14 protein-coding genes are annotated in these 10,038 nt (G+C 41.0%); 6 read left to right on the forward strand and 8 right to left on the reverse strand.

Annotated features, from left to right (window positions below):
- Together V757_RS28280 and V757_RS17160 are read right to left on the reverse strand one after the other, a co-directional pair.
- Positions 1 to 89 (reverse strand): transposase (locus V757_RS28280; RefSeq protein WP_147628825.1); only part of this gene is annotated, 89 nt, incomplete at its 3' end.
- 94 nt (positions 90 to 183) lie between these two features.
- A complete protein-coding gene (locus tag V757_RS17160) occupies positions 184 to 1,095 on the reverse strand; it encodes a DUF3100 domain-containing protein (protein ID WP_023949318.1) in 912 nt (303 codons plus the stop codon).
- Positions 1,096 to 1,402: 307 nt separating this feature from the next.
- Here V757_RS17160 and V757_RS17165 point away from each other — a divergent pair, with 307 nt between their 5' ends.
- On the forward strand, positions 1,403 to 1,846 hold the full coding sequence (locus V757_RS17165) for a hypothetical protein (RefSeq protein WP_023949320.1): 444 nt from the start codon (positions 1,403 to 1,405) through the stop codon (positions 1,844 to 1,846).
- Between the two features lie 76 nt (positions 1,847 to 1,922).
- Here the strand turns inward: V757_RS17165 and tehB are convergent, their stop codons facing one another.
- The 5 genes from tehB to V757_RS17190 form a co-directional block, all read right to left on the reverse strand.
- Complete coding sequence (gene tehB, locus V757_RS17170; RefSeq protein WP_023949322.1) at positions 1,923 to 2,504, reverse strand: tellurite resistance methyltransferase TehB; 582 nt, start codon at positions 2,502 to 2,504, stop codon at positions 1,923 to 1,925.
- A gap of 86 nt (positions 2,505 to 2,590) precedes the next feature.
- Positions 2,591 to 4,051, reverse strand: coding sequence for a hypothetical protein (locus V757_RS17175; RefSeq protein WP_023949323.1), 1,461 nt, complete (start codon positions 4,049 to 4,051; stop codon positions 2,591 to 2,593).
- Positions 4,038 to 4,529 (reverse strand): hypothetical protein, encoded by a 492-nt coding sequence (locus tag V757_RS17180; RefSeq protein WP_023949324.1) that lies wholly within the window; start codon positions 4,527 to 4,529, stop codon positions 4,038 to 4,040. The genes V757_RS17175 and V757_RS17180 overlap by 14 nt, the downstream gene beginning before the upstream one ends.
- Before the next feature lie 3 nt (positions 4,530 to 4,532).
- Complete coding sequence (locus tag V757_RS17185) at positions 4,533 to 5,117, reverse strand: hypothetical protein (RefSeq protein WP_147628821.1); 585 nt, start codon at positions 5,115 to 5,117, stop codon at positions 4,533 to 4,535.
- A gap of 221 nt (positions 5,118 to 5,338) precedes the next feature.
- Complete coding sequence (locus tag V757_RS17190) at positions 5,339 to 5,875, reverse strand: PEGA domain-containing protein (RefSeq protein ID WP_147628822.1); 537 nt, start codon at positions 5,873 to 5,875, stop codon at positions 5,339 to 5,341.
- Positions 5,876 to 6,603: 728 nt separating this feature from the next.
- Here V757_RS17190 and V757_RS28285 point away from each other — a divergent pair.
- Together V757_RS28285 and V757_RS28290 are read left to right on the forward strand one after the other, a co-directional pair.
- Positions 6,604 to 6,741: a hypothetical protein gene (locus V757_RS28285; protein WP_023949329.1), complete on the forward strand. Its 138-nt coding sequence runs from the start codon at positions 6,604 to 6,606 to the stop codon at positions 6,739 to 6,741.
- A 262-nt stretch (positions 6,742 to 7,003) separates the two neighbouring features.
- The gene (locus V757_RS28290) at positions 7,004 to 7,264 is read left to right on the forward strand and encodes a hypothetical protein (protein ID WP_147628823.1); all 261 of its coding nucleotides are present in this window, start codon (positions 7,004 to 7,006) and stop codon (positions 7,262 to 7,264) included.
- 1,124 nt (positions 7,265 to 8,388) lie between these two features.
- On the opposite strand, the gene V757_RS28295 is transcribed toward V757_RS28290, so the two are convergent.
- On the reverse strand, positions 8,389 to 8,532 hold the full coding sequence (locus V757_RS28295; protein ID WP_155805782.1) for a hypothetical protein: 144 nt from the start codon (positions 8,530 to 8,532) through the stop codon (positions 8,389 to 8,391).
- 354 nt (positions 8,533 to 8,886) lie between these two features.
- Between V757_RS28295 and V757_RS17205 the strand changes: the two genes are divergently transcribed.
- The 3 genes from V757_RS17205 to V757_RS0113255 form a co-directional block, all read left to right on the forward strand.
- A complete protein-coding gene (locus V757_RS17205; RefSeq protein WP_023949333.1) occupies positions 8,887 to 9,075 on the forward strand; it encodes a hypothetical protein in 189 nt (62 codons plus the stop codon).
- On the forward strand, positions 9,000 to 9,713 hold the full coding sequence (locus tag V757_RS17210; protein WP_147628824.1) for a hypothetical protein: 714 nt from the start codon (positions 9,000 to 9,002) through the stop codon (positions 9,711 to 9,713). The genes V757_RS17205 and V757_RS17210 overlap by 76 nt, the downstream gene beginning before the upstream one ends.
- 66 nt (positions 9,714 to 9,779) lie before the next feature.
- Positions 9,780 to 10,038 (forward strand): hypothetical protein (locus tag V757_RS0113255; RefSeq protein ID WP_031274086.1); only part of this gene is annotated, 259 nt, incomplete at its 3' end.

Below are 10,038 nucleotides of genomic sequence, written 5' to 3' on the forward strand. Positions count from 1 at the left end.
TTGTAGAATGTTGCAGAAGAAATGCCATGTTGACGGCATAACTCTTGAACAGGGGTGCCTGCCTCGGCTTGTTTAAGAATGTTGATCAGTGGCTTTCGCTAGTACGTTTACTCATGGTAAAACTCCTTTGAAATAAGTTTACGGTAACGTTCAAAAAAGTTTCTACTTTCTTGTTGTCTTAATTTAGGGGATGGTTACAGTCTGAATAGACGAAAATGACACTTCTTTTTCTTCTGTATATTCACTTCCATTAGATGAGGTAAGATCAGCTAACTCTTGATTTGCAGCGCTTGATTCAGAGCCACGAAGTTTTTTCAAAATACGGTAAAAAAATTCTGTAAAAGGTAGCGCAATAAAAGCACTCACAAATAAACCAGTAGCATAAGTTAACAGATTAGATGAAGCAGCAAAAGCAACAATTTCATCTTTTAATGTAGGCAATGTTTCACTCAATGCGGCTGAACAAGCACCCATCATACTACCGCTACCAACACCACAAGCCATGGCTAAAGCACGGTAATCAAAAATATCCCAAGAAGCCAATAAGGCAGCCATAATAGAGAAAAAAATTGTACCAAATAAAGTTCCCATTACGTAAACGCCCATCACACCGACACCTTCAGAACTTTTTAACCCAAACTTATCAGCAACTAAGGCAATATTAGGTTCACGAGCAATAGAGTGTGTAGCACCAATAGCTTCACGCCCCATTTTAAATATTAATACAGCAACAGGAAGCGCAAATAATGCCGTTGCAACATTACCAATCTCTTGTAAGAGTAAAGCAGGTCCCGCTGCAATTAATTTATCCATATTTGGGCCTATCCCTACGCCAAACTTTGCAATAAACGGCATAATGCCTATCAGAACCCATTGACTAGCTGTAGCACTACTATGTTCTCCTAAATGCTGACCTATAGATGGAATAATATTTTCATTAAAAAACAGCGCTAAAATAAAGGCATATAAAAGGGGTAAAAACAAAATTACCCCTATGCCCGTTTTGATTTGCTGAATACCAATTAACTCAGCAATTACAGATATTAAAATTACGACAAAATGAATTTTCCAATTTGTTAATACGCTAGTTTGCATATCAGCCTCCCTTATTTATTTTTCTCAATACTAAGAAATTTTAAAAAATTATAAAAAAAACTCCTATATCTCTCACAATACTTAACGAAATGTTTTTTGTTGCTTATTAAGCAACAAAAAAAATATAAAACTTAGTCTATTTAATCTATAACATAATAATAAATTACTTCTCACACATGCTATACATTAACCATTTTGAATTTTTCAATAATAAACTCATACTTAAACTTTTAACTATTTTTTCCTAAAAATGATAAACTAAACACATTATTTACATATCTAAACATGTTTTATACATATAATCCATATGATTAATGTTGATGATTTTATTAAACAAAATAATCCTAACCGTTCTGTACTAGCTCGTTTTCATGACGATATTGCTAAGCTGCGTGCGGCAAAGATGTCTTATCAAAAAATTCAGGAATATTTAGAGCTTAATGGCGTAAAGACTCACATGAATAATGTGCGTGGGTATTGCCAACGTCATATTGAAAACAAAGTAGATAACAACGCAATATCCTCTACTGACAAGCTATCTACTCTTGCGAAGCCTAAGAAAAACGTATCATCTACATCAAAATCAGCAAAGTCTTCGAAAACATCCTCTGCTAAAACATCATCTCGTAATGCTACGGCTAAAAGGCCAGCGGCTAAAAAAATAGCCAAAAAACCAGCTATTAAAAAGTCACCTAATAAGAGAACAGATATTAAAAAACTTGAACAAGACAAGCAGACTTCATTGTTTTAAATGAAATCTGCATTTGTTTTAAGCCATAACAAAATAGTTTTGGGACTAAGAATAACGCTTAATAATATGAATCTTATTAAGACATTGGTTTTTGGGCTAGCATAGTGACAAATCTAAGCTGGATTGGATTACCATTAGCATCACGTGCATGCATTGAGCCAATTTCTTCTTTATAGTCAATCAACGTCCAACCAGCATAATAATTTTTTAACTCATTTTCTTTAAACGTAAACGAAAATGGCATATGGCAAGGGTAATCCGCTGTATCCATCGCTGATACGATCAAATTATAACCTCCCGGATTTGTACGCTCTTGCATATTTGCAATAATACTGGGGACTCGCTCTTTCATCAAAAACATAAAAACAACGGTAGCCACCATAAAATCGTAATTCTCACCTATAGCCGCTACGTTCATATCATATGTTTCTGTACGGATAGCTAAATCTTCTGCTTCAGCAATATCCTCAATGACTCGCATCCCACTAGGATTATAATCACTAGCAGTGACATCAAAGCCTTTTAACGCCAAAAACAAGGCATTGCGTCCTTGTCCACACCCTAAATCAATCGCCTTGCATGGTTTTACAGTGTCCATAGCGGCAACAACAGCAGAATGCGTGGCAGTCATACCATATTTTTGCTGAAAATAAGCCATCTAGTTCTCTATATCCTTATGGATAAAGCCTAATCAGCGAGTAGGCTTTATTTTTTACCCACATTTTTACCCACATTAGTCTATGGCTAGCGAAGTAGTGCTCGAGGTCGTATCTTACCCTTATATTCTTGCACCATCCCGTCGTTGTCAATGGTGTTATTTGGCATGGTGAGGAATAAGCAGAGATATTGTAAGGCATCCATCACGTGACTGTAGCCGTTTTTATCTGGCTCAGTGGCATATTGTACTCCCATAGTAGAGTTAATCCGTAAGCGTCGGTAGACATACTTCTCCTCCATCGCCATGATGGTCATCTGGCAACTAGGGTCTATGACAATCCCAGAGCGTCTCACGAGAAAGTCTGCCACAGCTTCTCGTCGTAACTTAAACTTATTGGAGCGTGCAGGCTCTGCTCTGATGCCATACTGTTGCAGTTTTTGTATCGCTGTCTGCCCTGTCATGGCATCTCTTGGGTTAGAGGGGTCACAGATGGCAAGGAGCTTAGCTCCTGCGTATCGCTCAGCAATGAGTGGTTGCAGTCCTCGTTCAATAAACTCAATGAATGGCATATCTGACCCATAGACCTCATCAAGAATGACTAATGTGCCTGCCTGCAACTGCCCAAAGACTGCCCCTGGGTTAAGCCCTGACGTATCGATGCCGACATAAACGGGTAACCCTCGTATGGGCTCGGTGGCAACAGATGCCACATGGGCACTTCTAGCAAACTCAGGAAATACTCGCTTATCGGTATTAAATGTCGCCCACTTCATTAATAAGAACGACTTAACCTTACCCCAATGTTTATAGGCGGCTAGTTGTTTCTCATAGTAGCCAGATGGCAAGTTAGCTAAGTTCTCGGCATCGGGATTCATCACATATTGTGGTGGCTCTTCGCCCGCATCGGCTTTCTCAAAATTGGTACAAAACACTGCTGGTGGCTGCATGAAAAAGTCTAATTCATCCGACTTATTGCGAACACATAGGTCATAGAGCCAATGATCAGTGCCTGGCAAGTTAAAATCAAACACAATGCCTGGCTCATCGCATAGTACGCCATCTTTAGCAGAGGGGAAACGCCCTATCCGTTGGACTGACATCTCAAATACATCTCGAGTAACTTCAGTCGCCTCTGTTAACCAGATGCCTGATGGCTCCAGTGACTTCATCTTCTCTGCCACTTCACCATCTTCCACGGCCATAAAAATCATCTCTAACTCTACTTTAGTGCCATCTGGCATGTTCCATGACCATAGCCCTGTTGGTGGCTTACTCATGACAATGTGACCCCATGTCGGGTCCATCCAGTCTTTCACTGTCTTAATGGTGGTGGTCTCTAAGTTAGGATAGGATGCACGAATAGTCACTACCCGGTAGCGACGCTTATTGTTGCGGTCAGGCGTCTGCCGCATTGCTCTGAAAATCCACTCCCACAAGGCACCCACTGTTTTACCTGCCCCTGGTGGCCCTGCTAAGGCTTTGTAGGGTTTAGTAGAATTATGAAAGTCAAGTACTGTCGGTGCGGGGTGGTAGTTAATTTCTCTCATTATCAATCATCACCGTATTATCTGCGATACTAATGCCACGTATGCCTGCTCCGATATTGATCGTTACACCATGGCCAGACGATACCACTGCCTCTTTTTTCTCACTCGATGGCTCCATGCCAGCTAGCCGAGTGAGCGACTCAAAAACCTTTAATCGTAAGGCAGGGTCTGTCGAGGACTTTCTAGCAATCTGGTACATCTCATCAGCGAGCCGTTCAGCGTAATAGCGCGCCCGTACCTTAAACCCTTTATCATGACCATGGGTGGCAATGAACGCTTTAGCTTCCGTTAGGGCTCTAGTAAACCCCTCTTTCGTTAGGAGGTGATGCACCTGCTCAACAGCAAGGTCATGGCGAGCGGCAAATTGTGCCATAGCTTCCTCGTCCATCTCTCCTGCTATCGCCATATCCCATGCAAGTTCGGGATACTTATCAGGTGGCACCATCCATATCACTGGACCAGGGACATCAAACTCCATCACCTAGCTCCATTCAAAATCAGAGGGTTGGAAGTCATTTGTCGTTGGCTGATAAGGTGTCAATTTGCCACCGATGGCATTAGCCAGAACTTCGTCCACTGTGGGTTGCGTCTCTAACTTGTATCGAGGAATATCAGGTTGTCGATAAGGATCAAACGGTTCTGCCGTTGGGCTATAAGGTTTATATGGCGGCGTACTTGGCGACGTTTGGAATGGATTAGAAAATGGATTTTGTATAGGTTGTGCTTGAATGGCACGCTCTGTCACTAACTGCGTTGGTGGCAATTTTACCCCTGTCGTCACGGCATTATCAATGCCATAGTGAGGTGCCCATACATTAATCAGATGATCAATCGCCAGACGCATAATGACCCGCACTGGGTAGCCTGAAGTATCAGAGAGCTTGGATAAGGTTTGTGCCACCTCTACCTCAAGGGGTAGTTTATAGACGTGTTTACGTGATGCTCGTTTGGCTGATGTCTTAGGGGGGTGACTTGGGGGCTGTCTTAGGGGGTGACTTAACTGGTTGCCTAGAGGATGAGGTCTTTGTGGGTGTTGATGTCTTTTGTGCCATGATGATTTTCCCAAAAAGCTAATAAGGGGAGTATAAAATCTCAGTGGGGGTCGGTAATGCACCACTACCCCCCTCGTCCATCATGGGGGGTGGCAGACAGAAGAAAACCCCACCTCTCGGTGGGGTTCGCCTCATCCCAATAACTTACGATGTATGGAGTACATCAATGACAAGTATAAGGGGTGGTTGTGGTGTTGTCAAACTGCTATATAAAAACTATATGGATTTTTGGTGGTTAATAGGATGTTGTATAACAGTCAGTGTTTGAATTGCCAGACATACGAGTGCCATACCCATAATTAGAAGCGTACCCACTAAGATTAGAGTTGCATCTTGTTTTGTAGGTACGTGGTCGTGTACGTTCATACTCTAAATATTCCATATACGCCTGATGTCGGCGTTGGTTATTCACATAGTTTATTTGGTTGCCATAAGCAATAGCTTTATTTAACCCTTTATGTTTAGCAGGATGTTGGACTACCTCTAAGATGCCATTAGGATAGTTTCTGGTATCATAGGTTTTCTGGAATTTTTTAGTTGCCCCAGACACCCATTTAGCCTTACATCCAGTACTAATTATTGGATTTGTATCTAGCTGTTGTCTACTATACACTAAGTTTACAGGTGCTTCCCCTATATAGTCACCATTACATATGACTGCTGCACCAACTGGATTAGATTGAAGTGTTACGTAGTAGTTATCTGAGAATAAACTACATCCAGATATTGTCACTGTGGCTAGCATCACCATCAATAGCTTTGATCTTATCATGCCGTCTCCCCTTATTGTAATGTTTCATAGTGTAACTGAATTGTAGACAAAATTGTTGAGTTTAGGTGGGTTTTTTGAAAATTGCTGACTATTGAGATTAGTACTATATATCATTGTAGCCCCCTCCCGTCCATGTCGTGTCCAAAGCCTCCCCCGTCTTTCCGAAAGACAGCCCCCCGAAAATCTAATGTAGTGGTGTAGCTTGATGTTAGTTGATGTGAGTTACAATAGCGTCATGTAGTAAATCGCTCTTTAATCGTCGCAGTTTTTTACTGTGTGTTGAACTACACAACACACTATATAGTATAAGATTGCAATGTATCAGACTAACAGTATAAATCAACAAAAAAAAAATCAGAAATCTGATTTTTTGGAAGCGATGAAATCTGTTATGACTACTGTAATACACGAGTTAATACGTGTATATATACAGTATCTCAAAGTCAAACAGTAGTATAGTTTGACTTGTCTATTTAGATTTTTTTTGAGATGTCAACAAAAAAATCAGAAATCTGATTTTTTTAAACTAATAATAAAGACAACAACAAAAAAATCAGAAATCTGATTTTTTAAAAGTTAAAAAATCTAAATAGACAAGTTAAATAGACTTGTCAAAAAAGAGTAGAGTACTGTGCACGCTGGCACGTGCACAGTAAGACGAAAGAGGAATTTAATCGTCTCAAACTCTACAAAATCTTAGTATATCATTTTTAAAAGAGGAAGTTATTATGTCACAAGTATCTACTCAAACTAAACAGCAAAAAAATTTAGGTGTCTTAACAGACGTTAAGACAGAATTAACAAATGCTAGCGCTACAGCTAGTATCAAAAATCTAAAAAATAAGACTAGCTACAAGAGTAGCTAGCAAGTCAGACGCCCTCTTGTCAATGACGGAACGCACTAAAATCGAGTGTCTAGCTACTGCCGAGGTATCGTCCTATAACGCTAACGCCCAGCTGCGGACTGAATTTATTAGTTATTTACATAACGTAAATGATTACAACCATTTTAAAGCTATCAGTAACTACTATCGCAGCGTTATTAATTGTCTGTGCAGTTCAGACATATCTAAAAACGCCGTGAATAATAGATGGTTTTACATCGTCCAACAAGCCGAGGCGACGCCGATGGCGAACGGCGATGCGTGGAAACGCCCCAAAAAAGTAGAAGAGTCTGAATTGTCATCTGACAATTCAGAAACTGAAGAGAAACTGAAAACGCTAGTAATAGCATTCTCGCAAGAAGACGTACGTCAAAAAATCTTAAAAGCCCTAAATGATAACTTGGGGGCGGTGTATACTGCCCTCTATACTCAAGAGGGTAGCCCAAAATCGGGGCTATCTAAAGCCCTCAAAAACTCTTATTCGTTTATCCCGCAAGATGAGTAATATCTCATCTTGACCCCCTAGCCCTGCACAAACGTAATTGTTTGTGCAGGGTTTTTTATTTTCTGAAAGCTTTTTTGTAAGTCACAAGATTTACAAAAGCGTTTTTGGTTACGTGTTAATTAGTGAACGTAAAACAAATTAGCGTGAGTGATTAAATAAAACTTCAGAATTCTGAAGTTTTATAGCGATTGGCAAATCGCAAACTCATCACATGACGACTTAAATTTTTTTAAGCGTTTCACTATCAACACGCACGCACCGCACGTTCAACACGTGGTAATTTTTGAGAGAAAATCTTTCAAAAATACGAGAATGTTGGCAAGTGGTGAAAAACCTTGTTTAGTACATTTCAGGTACATTAGGATACATTATTTTAGTACATTAGCGAAAAAACGACCATAATTTTGCCAATTTCAGGCAGAAAATACTTACTAAATGCACGTCGTAAAAATGGCATGCGTAATAAAAAAAATCTATTAGATTTTGGTATTTTTTGCACAGTTGGCAGGGGGCAGGAGGCTAATGTAGTGATTTCAGGCCCCTAATGGCAGGCAAATGTACTTTTTCGGAAAATGGCAAGTGCTTGATTTATAATAATAATAAATATCTAATGTACCTAATGTACCTAATGTAGTTAAGAAAATGAGTAATTGGGTTTCGATATTTTTATTATTAAAAAAATTTATTAAAAATTTTTTCTTGGCAACTTGCCAACTGCCGAATTTTCTACCCGGACACCCAATTTTAGGTTTTTGGTACTACATTAGGTACATTAGGTACATTATCAAAAACCCCGAAAAAGTGCGAGTAATACGTGAGTGAACCGTGGTGTCTCCGACAACGTCGGTAACGACTCACTCGTTACACGCAGTGTAACACAAAAATTTTATGCTGTCAAACATTTTTCAGCATCAATTTTCCCCCCCTTTTTGCCATCTTTTTATCGTATTCCTTTATGGCAACTAAGGGTTTTTTATTGCCAAAAACCTCAGAATTCTGAGGTTTTCCATTCTGGTGCCATGGCACCCAATCTGTTGTGCAGTTCAGAAACATTACGCACAACTATACTTTATTTTAGTTTTTTATTAGGAGATTAGTATGAGTAACCAAACAGTTTTTTATATCTATAAACCAAACCATGAGTCTGCATTCGCTGCAGACGTTGGCATTATTGATACTGCTGGCATTGCCAGCATATTTTTTGGCCTAGAGCCAGTCATACGAAGTACAGAGGGGGTAGTACGCCCTCGAACGTTAGCCCATGCCATCAAAGAGCTGGGGTATTATGCCAGCAATAAAACGAGTACACAGTTACAGCTGTACACCCCCGATGGGGAGGTAGACCCATATATACTGGGGCAATGCCTATGCCGATATATGTCACATGAGGGAATCGACGGAATACATCCAAGATTCTTCCGTATGACTAGGGAAGCCTTGAAAAATTTCGTATGGGTTGCGACATCACAGTTCGATGTCGCCCAATCGGCGATAAACGAACTTTTACGTACAACCAAATTCGCCGACACAGTCGGCACGTGGGATTAACCCCTCTTCTCATGCCATTCTATTCACACAATAGGATGGCTTTCATTTAATGATTTCATTTAAGGAGTATATCAATGCCTATTTTATTTACCCTAATCATCACCATTGGCACTATTGCCAATGGCTTTATCTTTACCCTCACCTCACCCCACACAGTGGGCTTCTATCTTTTGGGTACGTCGACAGCATGTCTAATGGCATTATTTGTTGCTCTAGTGGTATCACACCTAGAGCGCTTATTCGGTGCTATGGAGGGCAAATAATTATGGGCTCTCCAAATTTTTCACCTAACGTCTATCCCGCCGTTGGGTTTGTACCCTCTGATGAGTGGGATAACTTGTCAGACAACGACATAGATTTTTATGTTGGTCTGAAAGAGGACATTCTTGACCTCTTACCTATCCTCGAGGATGCCATCCTCACCGCCCTAGATTTACCTGAGTTTTTCAATGGGCAATTGCCATACATCTTTGGAGTAGAGGACGGCTATGCGGAGGGATTCCGCCTCTATATAGAGTCGTATCGTTATGGCATCCATGATGCCAAGGCATTCTCTGAGGATGGGGCTTATGAGTATTGGCAAGCCCTGTTGGACGTTACCACAGAGGACAGTGGCATACGCTTTGAGGAATTTTTTGGGCAATACGTCCGTTGCCGTCTGTTCATGAATTACGTCCTCATCAAATTGTTACCTCAACTCTTCCCTGCCCTTACGGGGCAGATGGGTGGCTGGACAGGCGGCAGTTACGCCCTTGATGGCATTGCCGAGAAAGAGTTTCCCGATGGTTTCGGTGACGATTACGAACGCCTACTAGGCGTCTTGCACGACGACCTAGAGCGTCGGGGGTGGCTACAAAGCACACCCGAATGGCGTGCCATCTTACGCCCAACACAAGCTTAACCATAATAAAACCTCAGAATTCTGAGGTTTTTTATCCCCCATTCAGTTCTTTACTAGGAGTACATTATGCCCACAAATAGTTTAACCCAACAGCCCACTCAAGATAGGGAGTATACGCGCTCATACAATATGCAACTACTGGCATATACGACCGCATCAAGGTCGCCAAGCCCATGGCGATATCTGCCAGACGACAACGTCACCTCAATGATTAACTATGCCACCGTACCAGGGGACGCTCCTGTGTTTGGGTGGCTGTGGGTCAATACCGCTGTGTTTGATGACCCTAACGACTATCCAGCGGCACCCGTTATTGATATTGTAA

Origin of the sequence: Pelistega indica (assembly GCF_000506865.1) — a bacterium.
Taxonomy (GTDB): domain Bacteria; phylum Pseudomonadota; class Gammaproteobacteria; order Burkholderiales; family Burkholderiaceae_B; genus Taylorella; species Taylorella indica.